A 17,260-nucleotide genomic window follows, 5' to 3' on the forward strand; every position below is an offset into this window, starting at 1 on the left:
CTCTCGGACTCGTCCTGGCCGTCAGGACGGGCCAGGCCGATCAGGAGGTTCCGGTTGAACAAGAGCTTGTCGATGCTAGGCCGCCTCAGGGTGGCTCTCGGCGCCGCTGCGGCGGTCCTTGTCACCGCTGTTCCGATGGTCACCGTCATGCCGCAGCCGGCCGACGCGGTGGGGCCTGATGTCCTACCCGTCACCGTCACGAACAACTCCGGCCGCGGCGAGGCCGTGTTCCTCTACATCCTGGGGCAGGATATCCGCCCCGGCGGCCGGCTCGGCTACGTCAATGCCGCCGGACAGTTCTCGGCCTGGCCCGCTGGTGGCCTGCCACCGACCCCCGCGCCGGACGTCGCGATCTCGGGCCCAGGCAATGGAGGCAGCGTCACCGTACGCGTCCCGCGGTTCATCTCGGGCCGGATCTATTTCTCCTTCGGCCGGAAGTTGGACCTCCGTCTCAGCCCCGACGGGCTTGTCCAACCCGCTCCGTGGGCCGGCGGTGACCCGAACCGGGACATCCTGTTCGACTGGTCCGAGTTCACCTACAACGACTCGGGTCTGTGGCTGAACAGTTCCCAGGTGGACATGTTCGCCGTCCCGCACGGCGTGAGCGTCACCGGTGCCGACGGACAGACGATCCGCACCGGCGACCCGGTCGCCAACGGCCGGGAGAACGTGATCAACCAGATCCGGGCCAACGGCGACTTCGCCCGTTCCGTGTACACCCGCTCCGACGGCACCGTCCTGCGGGTCCTCGCACCCGGCAAGGCAATGGACGCCGGCCTGATGAGCCCGAACTACCTGGACGGATACATCACCTCGGCGTGGAACGCCTACACGGGCCGAACCCTCACCGTCGTGCCCCGGGTCAACGAGCCGAACCGGCGGTTCTTCGGCCGGACCAACGGCAACACCATGGTCTTCACCGACTCTGCCGGCGCTCAGGTCGCCACGGTGGCCAAGCCCAGCACGGCCAACGTCTGGGGCTGTGACGGGGTGTTCAATGCCCCGAACACGCCACCGTTCATCGAGCCGGAGATTAAGCGGACGCTGTGCACGGCGCTGAACCGAGGCACCCTGGGCACCTCGTCGCAGGAGCCGGTGCTGGATGCGAACCAGTTCTACCGCAACAGTTCGCCCAACCACTACTCGCGGATCGTCCACGCCAACATGGCCGACGGCAAGGCGTACGGCTTCGCCTACGACGACGTCGGTGGCTTCGAGTCGCTGGTGCACCACGGTGACCCCCGCTCGGCGGCGATCATCCTCTCGCCGTTCACCGGCGGCAACCCGCCGCCCACCACGCCGCCCCCGGCCACCGACTCCAGCCGGATCGTCAGCAACTGGCACAACAAGTGCATCGACGTACCGAACTGGAACTTCAGCGATGGTCAACGCCTGATTGTCTGGAATTGCACCGACGGCACGAACCAGCGCTGGGAGTTTGTCGGCGGCACGTTGCGTACCCAGAACAACAAGTGCATGGACGTGGCCTGGGGTTCCACTGCCGACGGCGCTGCCATCCAGATCGCCACCTGTTCGGGCAATCCCGCGCAGCAGTTCGTGCTCAGCGGCGCCGGTGACCTGGTCAATCCGCAGGCCAACAAGTGCGTCGACATCAAGGACTGGGACCCGAACAACGACGCGGTCCTGCAGTTGTGGACCTGCAACGGCGGCGCCAACCAGAAGTGGCGACGCGGCTGACCAACCCCCGAACCACGTCCCACCCGCCGCTGCCGGCATCCGTCCCCCCGAACGGATGCCCGGACGGCTCGAGCACCCACGCTGAACCCCACCATGCAATAGAGGACACCCCCGTGAACCAGACCACATGGCGCTCCGCCGCCGTCGCCGTCATCGCCGGCGCGACACTCGCCGTACCGTCCCAGGGCGCCGCCGCCGCGCCGCCGTCCGACCCGATCTCCCCGCCGCACGACTCCGCAGTGTCCATGACCGAGGCGATGCGCCGAGACCTCCATCTGTCCGACGCCCAGGTCCAGGTCCGGCTCCGGATGGAGGCCGCCGCAACACCGACCGCCGAACGTCTCCGTAGCGCGCTGGGCCAGCGGTATGCCGGCGCCTGGGTCGACGGCACCGAACTGCTCGTGGGCGTCACCCGGGCCGCGGATGCCGCCGCGGTACGGGCCGCCGGCGCGACACCGAGGGTCGTGACCCGCTCCGAGCGACAGCTGAATGCCACCAAGTCGGCGTTGGACTCGGTGGCGGCCGGCGCCGCGGACGCGGTGCGCACCTGGTACGTCGACCCGGTCACCAACACGGTTGTCGTCGCAGCCACGTCCCGATCCGCCGGTCTCGCGTTCGTCCGGGGCAGTACTGCCGACCCGGACGAGGTGACCGTCCGGGTCACCACCGAAACGCCACGGCCGGTCTTCGACATCCGGGGCGGCGACCAGTACGCCATCGGTGCCGGAACGCTGTGCTCGGTCGGCTTTGCGGTCGCCGGCGGCTTCGTCACCGCCGGTCACTGCGGTGGGGCGGGAGCGCCCACCCGCGGCTTCAACAACGTCGATCAGGGCACCGTCGCCGAGTCGGTGTTCCCCGGCAACGACTACGGCTGGGTTCGTACCAACGGCTCCTGGGCCTCCCAGCCGTGGGTGAACAACTACGCCGGCGGCAACGTGTTGGTCGCCGGCTCTGGTGAGGCCGTCCAAGGCAGCTCGGTCTGCCGCTCGGGACGCACCACCGGCTGGCGGTGCGGCACCATCACCGCCAAGAACGTCACCGTCAACTACGCCCAGGGTGCGGTCGTGGGCCTGGTGCGCAGCAGCGCCTGCGCGCAGCCCGGCGACTCCGGAGGCGCGGTCATCTCAGGCAACCAGGCGCAAGGCGTCACCTCCGGCACCACCGGCAACTGCGACGCCGGAGGCAACTTCTTCTACCAGCCAATCACACCGATCCTTCAGCGCTACGGGCTGTCTCTGACCACCACCGCTGGCGACTCCAGCCGGATCGTCAGTAACTGGCACAACAAGTGCATCGACGTACCGAACTGGAACTTCAACGATGGTCAACGCCTGATTGTCTGGAACTGCACCGACGGCACGAACCAGCGCTGGGAGTGGGTCGGCGGCACGTTGCGTACCCAGAACAACAAGTGCATGGACGTGGCCTGGGGTTCCACTGCTGACGGCGCTGCCATCCAGATCGCCACCTGTTCGGGCAATCCCGCGCAGCAGTTCGTGCTCAGCGGCGCCGGTGATCTGGTCAATCCGCAGGCCAACAAGTGCGTCGACATCAAGGACTGGGACCCGAACAACGACGCGGTCCTGCAGTTGTGGACCTGCAACGGCGGCGCCAACCAGAAGTGGCGACGCGGCTGACCAACCCCCGCCGGGGGCGGGTGCCCGGAGGAGCACGTACCCGGGCGCCCGTCTCCAGCGTCCTACGCTCGGCGAATATCGACAGCGCGGCATGTCGGCCGCGACCGCGAGGGCCGGGCGTGGCGGGAGACTGTCGGCATGTCCTCGACCATGCTCGTGGTTGGCCCGAAGCTCGGTGTCGCGCTGGTTGTCCTGACCCTTGTAGCGGCGGTCGTCGTGACCTTCGGAAAGCTGGGTCACGGTCGGCAGGTGATGGTCGCCGCCGTCCGTGCCGCGATCCAACTGGGTGCCGTGTCGCTGCTGATCGTGGGCATCGCGGTGTCGCTGTGGGCCACAGCTGCGTTTGTTGTCCTGATGTGCGCGGTGGCGGCGGGCACGTCCGGTCGGCGTGTCACGGGCGGCGGTCGGGGGTGGTGGGCCGGCGCGCCGATCGTGGTGGGAAGCATGGCTGTGGTGGCGGGGCTGCTGTTGGCGGGCCTGGTGCCGATGCGCGGCATCGCGATCATCCCGGTCGCGGGGATCCTGATCGGCGGGGCGATGACCGCGACGTCGCTGGCCGGGCGGCGCGCGCTCGACGAGCTGACCAGCAGGCGCGGTGAGGTGGAGGCCGGCCTGGCCCTGGGCTTGCTGCCCCGCGACGCGGTGCTGCTGGTGTGCCGTCCGGCGGCGGGACAGGCGTTGGTCCCGGCGCTTGACCAGACCCGGACGGTTGGCCTGGTGACCCTGCCCGGCGCCTTCGTCGGTGTGCTGCTCGGCGGAGCGAGCCCGCTCGCCGCCGGAGTGACGCAGTTGGTCGTCCTCGTCGGGCTCCTCGCCGTAGAGGCCGTCGCCGTCGTCCTCACCGTCGAACTGGTGGCCCGCAGCCGTCTCCAACCCGCCACGCCGAAACCCCGGCCGAGCCGTCGCTGACGTGTGGGCATATGTGCCGTGGGTGTACTGGGCCCGTGGTCGCGGCGGCCTCCTCACGGTCCTGGTTGAGCCCGATCTTGGCCTTTTGGGTCGCCTATATCCTGACTCGGCCGCCTCCGCCCCTTCGCGCGCGATGATCGGAGGTGACGCGGACCCGGCCGGGTCCGCCGGGACTACGGGCGGGAAGGAACGAGCGGCGTGCGCGTGCTGGTCGTCGAGGACGAGACCGCCCTGGCGGAGGTGATCCGCGCCGGCCTGACCGACGAGGGATTCACCGTCGATGTGCAGCACAACGGGATTGACGGGCTGTGGGCAGCCACCGAGAACCCGTACGACGCGGTGGTGCTCGACATCATGCTGCCCGGCCTCAACGGCTACGAGGTGTGCCGCCAGTTGCGCTCGCGGGACGTGTGGACGCCGGTGCTGATGTTGACCGCCAAGGACGGCGAGTACGACCAGGCCGACGCGTTCGACCTCGGCGCCGACGACTATTTGATCAAGCCGTTCTCGTTCGTGGTGCTGGTGGCCCGCCTGCGGGCACTGATCCGCCGGGGCGCCCCGGCCCGACCGGTGATCCTGACCGCCGGTGACCTGGCAGTGGACCCGGCCCGGCGGCAGGTCACCCGCGCTGGGCAACCGATCCGGGTGACCGCCCGGGAGTTCGCGCTGCTGGAGTTCCTCATGCGTCATCGTGGCGACGTGGTGTCCAAGCGGCAGATCATCGACAACGTCTGGGACGCCCACTTCGACGGCGACCCCAACATCGTCGAGGTGTATGTCGGCTACCTGCGCCGCAAGATCGACCATCCGTTTGGCAGGCGGGCCATCCAGACGGAACGGGGCATGGGCTACCGGCTGGCCGCCGACGGCGGATGACAGTGCCCCAGGTGGCGCAGTCGCACCACCCCTGGGGGTCTCTCAGCGCCTTCTCAGCTCCGAGGACCCTAGGCTGCGGATATGGCCACGATGCTCACCTCGTTGCGGGCCCCGGCCCGGTGGGCAGGCCGCCGCCTGGGCGTGCGGCTGAGTTCGGCGCTGGCCGCCACCATGGTGGTGGCGGTGGTCTTCGGGATTGGCGCGGCCGTCTTCGTCTACCTGGCCCGGGCCAACCTGGTCCGCAACGTGGACGCGGCCGCCCGGCAGCGCGCCGCCGAGGTGGCCACGGCGGTAGCTGGCGGTGACTCCGGTGCCATCGCCCAGACGCTGAAGCCCCGTCCGGGGGAGCAGAGTCTGGTGCAGGTGCTGGCGCCGTCGGGTGTGGTGCAGGCGGCGTCGCCGACGCTCGACGGTGCCGTGCCACTGTCCCGGCTGCGTCCCGCTGCCGGCGAGACGCTGCGGGAACAGCGGACGCTGCCCTTCGCGGACGATGACGCCTATCGGGTGGTCGCGATTGGTGTCGGCACCAGCTCGGGCACCCGGACGGTGCTGGTGGCCCAGTCGTTGCGACCGGTCCACGAGAGCACCGAGGTGATCGCCGCGATCCTGGTCATCGGGTTGCCGGCGATGCTGCTGCTGATCGGCGCGGCCGTGTTCCTGTTCGTTGGCCGGTCGCTGCGTCCGGTGGAGGCGATTCGCCGTCGGGTAGCGGGCATCACCGCCCGAGATCTGCACGCCCGGGTGCCGGTGCCCCAAGCGCACGACGAGGTGGCGGCACTCGCGCAGACGATGAACAGCATGCTCGACCGACTGCAGACGGCGGCGACCAGTCAACGGCGGTTCATCGCCGACGCCAGCCACGAACTGCGCAGCCCGCTGGCAACCCTGCAGGCCGGCCTCGACCGCCTTACGATGACGCCCCTGCCTGGCGCGAACGACGACCTGGTCCGACTGATGCGCCGAGAGTCGCAGCGACTGGGCAGGCTGGTCGCCGACCTGCTGCTCCTCGCCCGTATCGACGAACACGGGCTCACCCTGCGCCGTGAGGACGTCGACCTCGACGACCTGGCCTACACCGAGCGGGAGCACCTCTCCGCCCGCCGACCGGACCTGACCGTCCGAACCCAGCTCACCGCGGTGCGGGTGACCGGCGACGCCCACGACCTCGGGCGGGCGCTGCGCAACCTCGCTGACAACGCCGCTCACCACGCACGCCACAAGGTGCTCCTACGGGTCGGGGCCGAGGACGGGTGGGGATGCCTGGAGGTCACCGACGATGGGCCGGGCGTGCCGGTCGCCCAGCGGGAACGAATCTTCGAACGGTTCGTCCGGCTCGACGAGAGCAGGGCCCGCGCCGACGGCGGAAGTGGTCTGGGCCTGCCGATCACCCGGGAGATCGTTGCGGCGCACGGCGGGACCGTGCGGGTGCTGCCTGGCCCCGGAATGACGATCCAGATCCGTCTGCCGCTGACCGGCGACAGCGAACCGGGCGACTGACCCCCAGGGCGTGTGCGACTGCCGGTGTCCTCGCCTTTCAGGGTCCTCTCAGTCGCGAACAGATTGGCTGGGCCCAGCCGGTCGACGGGAGCCGGGTCGGCGACGGGATCGGACGCCCGATGAACTATCACCTGTTTCACCTCATCAACGCAGCTGCCGGACATCGTGATCCGCTCGACGACGTGCTGGAGTGGTGCGCTGTCTGGCTGATCTACCCCCTCGGCGCCGTGGCGGCGTTCGCGCTGCTGCTCGGCCTGAGATCGCGTGGTTGGCCGCTACTCGTCCGCGTCGGGGCGTCGCTGGCCTTGGCGTTCGCCGCCGGTCAGGTGGTCGCACGTGCCAGCAACGAGGCCCGCCCGTTTCAGACGCATCCCGTGCATCAGCTGATCCCACACGACCCAGGAGGGTCGCTGCCCAGCGACCACGCCACGGCGGCTTTCGCGGTGGCCTTCGCCGTCGGGGTGTTCCTGTCCTGGCGCTGGGGGTTACTGCTCTCGGTGCTGGCCGCTGTCATCGGCTTCGCCCGAGTCTGGGCGGGCGTGCACTACCCAGCCGACATCCTCGCCGGCGCGGTCATCGGCGGGGGAGCGGTTCTGATCATCGCGCTTGCCGCACGCGTCCTCGGTTGGCGCGCCCACCAACACCGTCCACGGGCTGCGACCAGCAATCACTGATCACTCTTGCCCGCCCGCACCGCCCGATTACGCACTACACCCCTCGGAGGTTCTATCGTGTCAACGTCCCTCGCTTCGGCGGCTGCGGGGCCCAGCTTCCTCGACCCGGAGTGGTTGATCTCCACCTTCGGGCTGATCGGCATCCTCGCGATCGTGTTCGCCGAGTCAGGGCTGCTGATCGGGTTCTTCCTGCCGGGTGACTCGCTGCTGTTCACCGCCGGGCTTCTCGTCGCCGACGGCCACTACCTGCACCAACCGCTCTGGCTGCTCTGCCTGCTGGTGGCCGTGGCCGCGATCGCCGGGGATCAGGTGGGGTACCTGTTCGGCAGGCGAGTCGGCCCGAGCCTGTTCCGCCGACCCAACTCCCGCCTGTTCAAGCAGGAGAACGTGCACCGGGCCAACGACTTCTTCGACCGCCATGGAGCCCGGTCCGTGGTGCTGGCCCGGTTCGTGCCGATTGTGCGGACGTTCACCCCAATTATCGCCGGAGTCAGCCACATGCGCTACCGGACGTTCCTGGCCTACAACATCATCGGCGGGGCCCTCTGGGGCGTCGGCGTAACCGTCCTGGGCTACTTCCTCGGCCAGGTCGCGTTCGTCAAGGCCAACATCGAGATCATCCTGATCGGCATCGTCGTGGTCTCCGTCCTACCGATCGGAATCCAGCTCCTCCGATCCCGCTGGAGCACCGCCCGGACCTCCGCCCGCTCGTCGTAGGGGTTGTTACAGGCTGATCGGCGTGCAGGACCAAGCGTGGTCGACGATGTCCTCGGCTGTCCGGGAGCGGCCGGCGGGCCAGAAGATCATGTCGCTGATGTGCAGACATCCCGTCCGGCGCGTAAGGCCGTCCAGGCACCAGGAGGCGGTTCGTTCATTTCCGCCACCGGTGATCAGTAGGGTGCGTACTACGTGGGTCGCGGCGTCCTTGGTGAGCGGGTCGGGCAGCCGACCGGATCGTACGTAATCGAAGTAGTCCTCGGCGGCGACGCCGACGTTCGTCCAACGCTCGCGTACGGCGTTCGTGACGCGTTCGGCGGTGGCGAGGGCTTCGACGGGATCGTCAACCTCGGCGAGTAGTTCACCGGCGTCGTCGGCTTGGGGATCCAGCGGCGGGAACTCCAGCAGATCACGGAAGTGCTCACCGCCGATGTCCCAGCTGAGGTAGGCCATCACCGCGTACCGGCCGTTGCGCCGAGGTTCGATGGCGACCCAGCGGACGCCCCGACGCTCGCCGTGAAAGGTCGGGCCAAGGAACTGTTCGATCGAGGCCGACCGGCGCAATGCGCCGACCGCGAACGATTCGCTCAGGTATCGCACCGGGCGAGGCTAACGCAGCCCGAGCGTGGCGTACGACTCATTGGGGCCCGGTTACCCCCGCCGGGGGGAACCACCTGAACCCGCTGATCGGCCGCTGCATCGAGGTCGCCCTACCGATCCGGGCCGTCCAGGCAGGACCGCCGAGGGGATCAGGCAGCGGCCGGCCACACATCCCGAGCGCGGTGATCAGATGAGGGCCGTGACGCCCTCGTATTCCGCCACCGTGGCGGCGCCGACATGCTCGTACTCGAGCAGCAGTAGGCCGTTCGCCGTTACCTCGTGGTGAACGAGTCGCAGGCCGACGGGTGCGCTCGGGTGGTCAAGCAGCCGCCGCCCGGAACCGGTCACGGTGGGGGCGACGACGAGTCGGAGTGTGTCGACGAGGCCGGCCGACAACAGGGCCTTGCCGAGTCGTGCGCTCCCGTGGATCTGAAGTTCTCGTCCGGGTTGCGCCTTGAGTTTCCCGACGGTGTGGATCGGGTCGCCGTGGAGCAGCGTGGTCGGGTGCCAGCTACTTTCCGTGCGGGTGTTGGTCACGACGTACTTCGGTAGTGAGTTCATCCGTTCGGTGAACGGGTCGTTCGGGTCGGTGATCTGCGGCCAGTCGCGGGCGAAGGCCTCGTAGGTCCGCCGCCCCAGTAGCAGACCGTCAGCGAGAGCTAGCCAGTCAGAGGTGCGCTGGACGAAGAGCTTGTCCAGGTAGGGCACGAGCCAGCCGCCCTGGGTGAAGCCCTCGCTTGTATCTTCGGTGGGCGAGCCGGGACCCTGACTGACCCCATCGAGGGTTACGAACTCGGTAAGGGTGATCTTCATCGTGCATCGTCGCCTTCGACGACCCCGGCCAGTTGCTTGGTGACCGAGCCCCAGCCGTCGAAGAAGCCGAGTTCCTCGTGACGGGCGCGAGCGGCGGGATCACCATGACGGACGATGACCCGGTAGTCCGTGCCGTCCGGATGATCGCTCAGGGTGATCTCGGCGGTCATGGGGACCGGGGTCGGGTTCGTGGGCCGCCAGGCGCTGTCAATCGCGTTCGTGAACACAATCCGCTCCAGTTCCTCGACGACGAGGAAGGTCGCGTCAAGGTGCGGGACGAATTTCACCCCGTCATCGCTGAGGCGGGTCACGAGCGCGCCACCGGGCCGGACGTCCAGGCGGTCGACGCGGCACAGGGTCGGAGCCGGGAGCCACCACTTCTCGAAGCGGGACGGGTCCGTCCACGCGCTCCAAACCGCGGCGCGGGAGGCGCGGATGACACGCTCCACGGTCAGGTCCAGATCCGGATTCACTGTTGGTTCTCCTCGGGGTCGGTGACGAGGCGTTCGAGGCGATCGGTGCGCGCTTCCCAGATTCGGCGCTGCTCCCCGAGCCAGTCGTCGACGAGCGCGAGGCACTCGCGGTTGAGCGCGCAGGTGCGTACCCGGCCGGACTTGGTCGTGCGGATCAGCCCGTTGGATTCGAGCGTCCGTACGTGCTTCATGAACGAGGGAAGGGTCATCGGAAACTCGCGGGCGAGATCGCCGACGCTCGTCGGGCCGTGGCCGAGGCGCCGGATGACCCCGCGCCGGGTCGGGTCGGCAAGGGCGACGAACACGCCGTCGAGCTGCGCCGAATACTGTGCCATGCGGCTACGTATCGCCCGCAGCGATACTTAGCGCAAGAGCAAAGTGTTGAAGCGCCCCCGGAGTGCCACACGGTCAGATCGGTCAGCGGCGCACCCGATAGCGCAGGTGAAGCACCCGGTTGCCGTGAATCACCACGTCAGGATCCTCCAACAGGTGCTGCGCGTGGACCGACCCGAAGTAGCGCTTGCCGGACCCGAACACGACGGGCACGACGTCCATGCGCACCTCGTCGATCAGGCCCGCGGCAAGCACCTGGCCACCGACGTCGCCGGCGGCGACTCGACCATGCGGTCACCCGCAAGCTCCTGTGCCTTGGCCATGGCTGCCTCGACGCCGTCGACGAAGTGGAACGGCGCCTCGGGGTCCCAGCCCTCGGGCGGCGGCCGGTGCGTCACGACGACGACGTGGTCGATCCCGCTCGGAGGCTTCCCGTCCCAGCCGTCCGTCATGTCGAAGACGTGGCGGCCGGCGATTGTCACCCCGATCTGGTCCCAGTACGGCCGGGTGTAGTCGTGGGACGCCTGCGACACCTTCAATACGCCGCTCTCGTCCAAGGGGACGTCACCGCTGGTCAACCAGTCGAACAGCGGCCCGGGCTGGTCATTCTCGTCCGCGATGAAGCCATCCACGGACACCGAGCTGTACATGACCACTGTGCCCACGGGGCTCTCCTCTACTTCGGGGTGCCCTCAAGTTAGCGCGCCGTGAGCTGTCGCTCTTGTAGGAAATCAATCGGCCGGCAGTGGCCAGCCGTCCATCGCGTGGCCGGGATGTTCGCGCAGGAACCGCCGCCGGACTTCGAGGTACCGGGTCGGAGTGAGCCCGGTGAACGCCCGGAACTCGTGGCCGAAGTGGGCCTGGTCGAAGTAGCCGGCAGCACCGGCGAGCTCGCCCCAGTCGATCGGTCCGGCGGGGTTGATCGCGAACACGGTGGCGGTGAAGCGGTGGGTGCGGGCCAGCCGCTTCGGCGTGACGCCGATGAGCTCCTTGAACCGCTGCGCCAGATGGGTGCTGCTGACACCGGCTGCGACACTCAGGTCGCCGATCGCCACCGCCCCGCTGGTCGCCGCGATGACGCTGCTCGTGTGGCGGACCAGCCCCAGGCCGGCGGTCTCGCACAGCCGTCGCATCAGCTCCTCCTCGAGCAGCGTCAGCATCTCGTGGGGTCCGTCCGCCGTGGCCAGCCGGTCTCGCAGCTCGGCGACGGCGGGCCGGCCCCAGACCTGCTCCAGCGTCACCGGCCGGTCACACAGCTCGGCCGCGGGCATCGGCAGGAACGGCGCCAGCCCCCACGGCTTGACGTGCACGCCGACGGACCGGGTCCGGAGCGGATAGCCGAACTCGAACGCGCGGGTGGGCGTGGTGACCACGCAGCCGTCGGCGTACTCGGCCGTCTCGATGTCTGTGCCGGCGCGGATGCGGAACGGCGGTCCGAGATTGACGATGAGCAACGCCGCCGGCATCGGCGGCAGCGTCAGCCGGGCGTACGGCGGCGTACCCTCCAGGTAGTAAAGGTCGTCGATCAGCCCGTCCAGCGGCGGTCGCGGCACTCTGGACACGTACTCCACGCTCACAGCATCGCCGACGCCCCGCCGGCATCACGCGCCGGCATGGCCGTCGAGCGCGTCAAATTTCTCCACCTTGCGCCCATCCGTCTCTAGGGCGGCCTCGAATGCCTCATGACAGCAGCAATGACGTACAAGCATCTGAGGAGTTCGTATGAAGCGGCGCCTGTTTGCCACGGTTGGCGTAATCGCGGTGCTGGCCCTGTCCGCCTGCGGCGGTACCGACAGCGAGGACAGCGCCAGCGGCGCGCCGAGCATGTCGGCCAGCGCGCCGATGGCTTCGGCCTCGCCTTCGATGATGATGTCGGGTCAGTTCGGCTCGGGGTGCTCGGCCGTGCCGGCCGATCCGTCCAACCCGGGTAGTTTCGAGGCGATGGCGAAGGTGCCGGTGGCCACCGCCGCATCCGGCAATCCGCTGCTCTCGACGCTGGTGACGGCGGTCAAGAAGGCCAACCTGGTGGACTCGCTCAACGGCGCGCAGGGCGTCACGGTGTTCGCGCCGACCAATGACGCGTTCGCCAAGATCCCGAAGGCGGATCTGGACAAGGTCCTGGCCGACGACGCCATGCTGAAGAAGGTCCTGACCTACCACGTGGTGCCGACCCAGTTGTCGCCGGACACTCTGGCTGGCACCCACAAGACGTTGCAGGGCGGCGAGCTCGTGGTGACCGGCAGCGGCTCGTCGTTCACCGTCAATGGCACCTCGATGGTGGTCTGCGGGAATGTCTCGACGGCCAACGCCACCGTGTACATCGTTGACACCGTTCTGATGCCCAAGAGCTGATGGCGTCGACCGACATCGAGCCCCGGCCGGCGAACCGCCGGCCGGGGCCGTCCCTCAGCATGACCGCCGTTCGCGGCCTCGTCGTCGGCGTGTTGACCGCCGGGGTGGCCCTCGCCGTGGCTCATCTCCTCGCGGCGCTGGTCGATCCGGCCGCCGACCCGGTGCTGGCAGTCGGTGGCGTCGCTATCGACCTGGCACCGCAGAGCGTCAAGGCATTCGCCATCCGCACCTTCGGCGCCAACGACAAGATCGCTCTCCTTGTCGGCGTCTACGCCCTGCTCGCCCCGACCGCGGTTCTGCTCGGCGCGGCGGCGCTACGACGACGCCGCTACGGTCTGGCTGGCCTCGCCGTGTTCGCTGCTGTCGGTGTCGCCGCCATCCTGTCCCGCCCGGGGGCGACGTCGTCGGACGTCCTGCCGGTCCTGGCGGGCGTCGGCATCGGGATGGCGGCGATGCTGGTGTTGGTGCGCGCCGCTCGGACGGTCAGGGTCACCGCGTCGAGCCGGCCGCGGCTGCTCAACCGCCGTCAATTCCTGGCCACGGCGACGGGGGCAGCGCTGACCGCCGGCGTCGCGGCCGCGATCGGCCAGGCTGTCGGTCGCGGCAGCGCGGTGGGTGCCCGTTCCCGCGCCGGCGTTCGGATTCCGCCGCCAGTGCGACCGGCGCCGCCGCTACCCGGCGGTGTCTCCGTTGGCGTGGACGGGGCCTCGGCGTTCGTCACCCCCAACCGGGACTTTTACCGGGTCGACACCGCTCTCACCGTCCCGCAGGTCGACCTTGAAACCTGGCGGTTGACTCTCGACGGAGCGGTCGATCGCCCTCGTACCTGGAGATTCGAGGATCTTCTCGCCCGTGGCCTCGTGGAGCGTGACATCACGCTCAACTGTGTCTCGAACGAGGTCGGTGGTCCCTACATCGGCACAGCCCGCTGGACCGGCGTTCCCCTCGCACCGCTGCTACGCGAAGCGGGCGTACGCCCCGGGCAGAACCAGCTCGTCAGCCGCTCGGTGGAGGGCATGACCATCGGCACCCCGATCGAGGCTATCCTCGACGGGCGCGACGCGCTCCTGGCCGTGGCCATGAACGGCGAACCCCTGCCCCTGGAACACGGCTTCCCCGTCCGCATGCTCGTGCCCGGCCTCTACGGTTACGTCGGCGCCTGCAAATGGCTCACCTCGATGAAGGTGACCACCTTCGACGCGTTCGACCCCTACTGGGTCCAACGCGGGTGGGCTGCCGACGCACCCGTCAAGACCGCATCTCGCATCGACACTCCGAAACCCTTCGCCCAACGTCGCGTCGGACCCGTCATGATCGCCGGTGTCGCCTGGGCGCAACGGCGCGGGATCACCGCCGTCGAGGTGCAGATCGACGACGGGCCGTGGCGGCAGGCCCGCCTCGCCGACGGCCCATCGCCGGACCTGTGGCGGCAGTGGACCTACCGCTGGGACGCCACCCCTGGCAGCCACACGCTGCGGGTACGGGCCACCGATGCCACCGGTGCGACCCAGACCGACCAGCGGGCCGCGCCCTTCCCCGACGGCGCGACCGGCTGGCACAGCACCACCGTCACCATCACCTGACCTCCCGGGCCGAAAAGAACCCCGTCCGGCACCAATCCGGCGACCACCACGCCACGAATCCCTCCTGACCGCACGTGAGTATCAACGCCGTACCCAGGCGGAGACGGAGATCTGTTGTGAGACTGTCCCGAGCCCTGCTCGCCCTACCAGCGGCCGTGCTGGTCCTCGCGTTCCCGGGCGTCGCGCAGGCCGACGAGAGCGTGCAGGTCCAGCTGCAGGACCTCAACGAGACCGGTGCCACCGGTACCGCGACGTTGACCGCGACGAGTGGCGGCGACCTGAAGGTCATGATCCGGTCGAAGGGCATGACGCCGAACTCGCCGCACGCCCAGCACGTGCACGGCGCGGCCAACGGTATGGACTTCCACTGCCCGGACAAGTCCGCCGACACCAACGGCAACGGCTTCGTCAGCACGGAGGAGGGCCTGAAGATGTACGGGGACATCTTCATCTCGCTGACCACCACCGGGGACACGACCAAGGCCAGCGGTTTGGCGGTGGACCGGATGCCGAAGGCCGACGCGCAGGGCAACCTCAGCTACGAGCGCACCATCCCCGCTGCCGACCTGCCCAAGGGCACCATCGAGCACCTCAAGGACCTGCACCTCGTGCAACACGGCATCGACGCCAACAAGAACGGTAAGTACGACATGGAAGCTCTCGGGGAGTCGACGTTCGCCAAGTCCATCGGCGTCAACGGCATCCCCGCCGAGGCCACCGACCCCGCGACGTGCGGCATGGTCAGCGGCGCCGCCGCCGGGTCCGTACCCGCCGGGGGTGTCGCCACCGGCGACGGCAGCACCTCCGGTGGATCGCCGATGATGATGTACACCGTGGGTGGCCTCGCGCTGCTCGGCGCCGCGGGTGCGGTCGTCGCGCGACGCCGGCTCGCCGGCGAGCGCTGAGCCGGAATCGTTCGTGATGGACACCGGCGACGCACCAGTGCCGGCCGGACGCCGCCGGGGGCGCTTCGCGCTCCTGGCGGTGGCCGGCATCCTCACCGTGACGGCGGCCGTGTCGATCGGCTTCGCGGTGACCGACCGGGCTGGGGAGCCACCTCGGCCCGACGCCTCCGCTGCCGCCCCAGCCGCGACGGCGTCGCCCGCTCGGGCGACCAAGCCGGGTGAATTGACCTCGGGACCACTGATGGCCAGTTCGCCCCCAACGCGGGTGTCGATCCCGTCGCTGAAGGCCACCGCCGCGATTGTCGCCCTCGGCCTGCGGGCGGACGGGGCGATGGAGGTCCCGGACAGCGCCACCGACGTGGGCTGGTTCACCAAGGCACCGACGCCAGGGGCCCTCGGTCCGGCCGTGCTGGCCGGGCACGTCAACTGGAAGGGCCGTCGTGGAACGTTCTTCGATCTGGGCAAGCTGTCCGTCGGCGCCGGGATAACGGTCAACCGTCAGGACGGCAGCACCGCGATGTTCACCGTCAGCAAGGTCGAGCAGTATCCCAAGGACGACTTTCCCACCGATGAGGTGTACGGGGCTACCGACCATTCGGCGCTACGCCTGATCACCTGCGGCGGCGAGTTCGACGACGCCACTCAGCACTATCGCGACAATGTCATCGTCTACGCGCGCCTCGCTCACGCTCATGTCGCCTAGCACCCGAGTACGCGGCGGCACACGGAACGGCCGCCAGCACAGGAGAGGACATGCCGAGAATGAGCGGTGACCCGGAACAGGCGCGGCGGCTACGTTCGGTGCCGCCGGACACCCCGACGCCACCGAGCGCCGACGAGCTGCTGACTCGGGTGGCACGGGGCGACGAGGCGGCGTTCGCGGCGCTGTACGACACGATGGCGGGCCGGGTCCTCGGGCTGACCCGCCGCGTCGTTCGCGACCCGGCGCAGGCCGAGGAGGTGACGCAGGAGGTGATGGTCGAGGTGTGGCGCACCGCTGGCCGCTTCGAGGCCGGTCGTGGCTCAGCCTCAGCCTGGATTCTGACCATGGCGCACCGCCGGGCGGTGGATCGAGTGCGTTCCGAGCAGGCCCACACCAACCGCACCCTGCAGGTCGCCGCGACCGAGACGCATGTCCCCTATGACGAGGTTGTCGAGGACGTCACCGCCCGGTTGGAGCGGGAACAGGTCCGCCGGTGCCTGGGTCGGCTGACGCCGGTCCAACGGGAGGCGGTGGCCCTGGCCTACTACGGCGGCCACACCTACCGGGAGGTCGCCGAAAAGCTGAAGACACCGCTGCCGACGGTGAAGACGCGGATGCGCGACGGACTGATCCGGATGCGCGACTGCCTGGGAATCGAAATGGAGGGACGGGCATGAGCGCCGACATCCACACCCTCGCCGGCGCGTACGCCCTGAACGCGGTCGACGACCTCGAGAGGGCGGCGTTCGAGCGGCACCTGGCGGACTGCGAGTCGTGCCGCCTGGAGGTGACCGAATTACGGGAGACGGTCGCACGGCTCGCCGACGACACCGTCGTCGAGGCCACACCCCCGGCGTTACGGGAGCGCACCCTCACCCAGGCGGCGCGCACCCCGCAGTTGCGCTCGGCTGCCGCAGGAGACAGCGCCAGACGGCAGGTAAGCAGGTGGCGACGGATCACCGTGGCTGCCGCCGCGGCCGTCCTCGTGGCCGGCGGCGCGAGCGCGGTCACCTGGACCGTGAGCAACGATCGGATCAGCGACGAGCAGGCCAGCAGCGACCAGGCTCGGCAGATCGCCGCCGTCCTGGACGCCCCGGACGCCCGGGTGTTCGAGCGGTCGCTGCAGCCCGGCGGCTCCGCGACCGTGGTGGTCTCCCGCGACCGAGACCGAGGGGTGGTGCTGCTGCGCGACCTGCCGGAACCCGGCCCCGGGCGGATCTACGAGCTCTGGCTCATCCGCGGCAGCGAACCCCGCAAGGTGGGGCGACTAGCCGAGGGTGCCAGGGCGTCGACCACGGTCATCGGCCCGGTCGCCGAGGCGGCAACCTTCGGCGTTTCCAACGAGCCCGCGGGCGGCTCCGTCGCCCCCACGCGAATCGTGGGTACGGTCGAGCTGAGCTGAGCTGAGCACGGGCCGGCTGCGGTCACACCGTCAGCCGGTCCAGCCGGTCCGCACCGACGGCCGATGTGCTTCCCGCTCATCCACCCAT

At 69.4% G+C, this 17,260-nt stretch carries 18 protein-coding genes and 1 pseudogene; 13 read left to right on the top strand and 6 right to left on the bottom strand.

From position 1 onward, the window contains the following. Positions 1-72 precede the first annotated feature (72 nt). From ACFYPH_RS19105 to ACFYPH_RS19135, 7 genes are all read left to right on the top strand, one after another. The gene (locus ACFYPH_RS19105) at positions 73-1,698 is read left to right on the top strand and encodes a beta-1,3-glucanase family protein (protein ID WP_387183775.1); all 1,626 of its coding nucleotides are present in this window, start codon (positions 73-75) and stop codon (positions 1,696-1,698) included. 113 nt (positions 1,699-1,811) lie between these two features. Next, entirely contained in the window at positions 1,812-3,335 is a 1,524-nt protein-coding gene (locus tag ACFYPH_RS19110; RefSeq protein WP_387183341.1) for a ricin-type beta-trefoil lectin domain protein, read from the top strand. A 138-nt stretch (positions 3,336-3,473) separates the two neighbouring features. Then, entirely contained in the window at positions 3,474-4,244 is a 771-nt protein-coding gene (locus ACFYPH_RS19115; RefSeq protein ID WP_354857780.1) for an ABC transporter permease, read from the top strand. A 198-nt stretch (positions 4,245-4,442) separates the two neighbouring features. Next, a complete protein-coding gene (locus tag ACFYPH_RS19120) occupies positions 4,443-5,120 on the top strand; it encodes a response regulator transcription factor (protein ID WP_354857778.1) in 678 nt (225 codons plus the stop codon). 81 nt (positions 5,121-5,201) lie between these two features. Beyond that, entirely contained in the window at positions 5,202-6,617 is a 1,416-nt protein-coding gene (locus tag ACFYPH_RS19125) for a sensor histidine kinase (protein WP_387183345.1), read from the top strand. Between the two features lie 119 nt (positions 6,618-6,736). Then, positions 6,737-7,291 carry a phosphatase PAP2 family protein gene (locus tag ACFYPH_RS19130; protein WP_354857773.1) on the top strand — a complete coding sequence of 185 codons (555 nt, stop codon included), beginning with the start codon at positions 6,737-6,739 and terminating at the stop codon, positions 7,289-7,291. 57 nt (positions 7,292-7,348) lie between these two features. Continuing rightward, positions 7,349-8,008, top strand: a complete 660-nt coding sequence (locus ACFYPH_RS19135) for a VTT domain-containing protein (protein WP_354857770.1) — start codon at positions 7,349-7,351, stop codon at positions 8,006-8,008. Between the two features lie 6 nt (positions 8,009-8,014). Here the strand turns inward: ACFYPH_RS19135 and ACFYPH_RS19140 are convergent, their stop codons facing one another. The 6 genes and pseudogenes from ACFYPH_RS19140 to ACFYPH_RS19165 form a co-directional block, all read right to left on the bottom strand. Then, positions 8,015-8,608 carry a hypothetical protein gene (locus ACFYPH_RS19140; RefSeq protein ID WP_387183348.1) on the bottom strand — a complete coding sequence of 198 codons (594 nt, stop codon included), beginning with the start codon at positions 8,606-8,608 and terminating at the stop codon, positions 8,015-8,017. 186 nt (positions 8,609-8,794) lie between these two features. Continuing rightward, positions 8,795-9,421 (bottom strand): dihydrofolate reductase family protein, encoded by a 627-nt coding sequence (locus ACFYPH_RS19145; RefSeq protein ID WP_387183351.1) that lies wholly within the window; start codon positions 9,419-9,421, stop codon positions 8,795-8,797. Then, on the bottom strand, positions 9,418-9,894 hold the full coding sequence (locus ACFYPH_RS19150) for an SRPBCC domain-containing protein (protein WP_355066596.1): 477 nt from the start codon (positions 9,892-9,894) through the stop codon (positions 9,418-9,420). The genes ACFYPH_RS19145 and ACFYPH_RS19150 overlap by 4 nt, the downstream gene beginning before the upstream one ends. Beyond that, positions 9,891-10,229, bottom strand: a complete 339-nt coding sequence (locus tag ACFYPH_RS19155) for a metalloregulator ArsR/SmtB family transcription factor (protein WP_355066595.1) — start codon at positions 10,227-10,229, stop codon at positions 9,891-9,893. Before ACFYPH_RS19155 ends, ACFYPH_RS19150 begins: the two co-directional genes overlap by 4 nt. Before the next feature lie 82 nt (positions 10,230-10,311). Then, positions 10,312-10,892, bottom strand: a pseudogene (locus ACFYPH_RS19160) (dihydrofolate reductase family protein). A gap of 66 nt (positions 10,893-10,958) precedes the next feature. Next, positions 10,959-11,789: a helix-turn-helix domain-containing protein gene (locus ACFYPH_RS19165; RefSeq protein ID WP_355066593.1), complete on the bottom strand. Its 831-nt coding sequence runs from the start codon at positions 11,787-11,789 to the stop codon at positions 10,959-10,961. Between the two features lie 160 nt (positions 11,790-11,949). Between ACFYPH_RS19165 and ACFYPH_RS19170 the strand changes: the two genes are divergently transcribed. The 6 genes from ACFYPH_RS19170 to ACFYPH_RS19195 all read left to right on the top strand — a co-directional run bounded on the left by ACFYPH_RS19170 (position 11,950) and on the right by ACFYPH_RS19195 (position 17,172). Beyond that, complete coding sequence (locus ACFYPH_RS19170) at positions 11,950-12,579, top strand: fasciclin domain-containing protein (protein ID WP_355066592.1); 630 nt, start codon at positions 11,950-11,952, stop codon at positions 12,577-12,579. A 59-nt stretch (positions 12,580-12,638) separates the two neighbouring features. Continuing rightward, positions 12,639-14,162 (top strand): molybdopterin-dependent oxidoreductase, encoded by a 1,524-nt coding sequence (locus ACFYPH_RS19175; RefSeq protein ID WP_387183356.1) that lies wholly within the window; start codon positions 12,639-12,641, stop codon positions 14,160-14,162. Between the two features lie 116 nt (positions 14,163-14,278). Next, positions 14,279-15,067: a hypothetical protein gene (locus ACFYPH_RS19180; RefSeq protein ID WP_354857757.1), complete on the top strand. Its 789-nt coding sequence runs from the start codon at positions 14,279-14,281 to the stop codon at positions 15,065-15,067. A gap of 79 nt (positions 15,068-15,146) precedes the next feature. Next, positions 15,147-15,770, top strand: coding sequence for a class F sortase (locus ACFYPH_RS19185; protein WP_355066590.1), 624 nt, complete (start codon positions 15,147-15,149; stop codon positions 15,768-15,770). A gap of 59 nt (positions 15,771-15,829) precedes the next feature. Then, on the top strand, positions 15,830-16,447 hold the full coding sequence (sigK, locus tag ACFYPH_RS19190) for an ECF RNA polymerase sigma factor SigK (protein ID WP_387183778.1): 618 nt from the start codon (positions 15,830-15,832) through the stop codon (positions 16,445-16,447). After that, positions 16,444-17,172, top strand: a complete 729-nt coding sequence (locus ACFYPH_RS19195) for an anti-sigma factor domain-containing protein (protein WP_387183361.1) — start codon at positions 16,444-16,446, stop codon at positions 17,170-17,172. The genes sigK and ACFYPH_RS19195 overlap by 4 nt, the downstream gene beginning before the upstream one ends. Positions 17,173-17,260 lie beyond the last annotated feature (88 nt).

The organism is Micromonospora sp. NPDC005252, from assembly GCF_042872475.1.
Lineage (GTDB): Bacteria > Actinomycetota > Actinomycetes > Mycobacteriales > Micromonosporaceae > Micromonospora.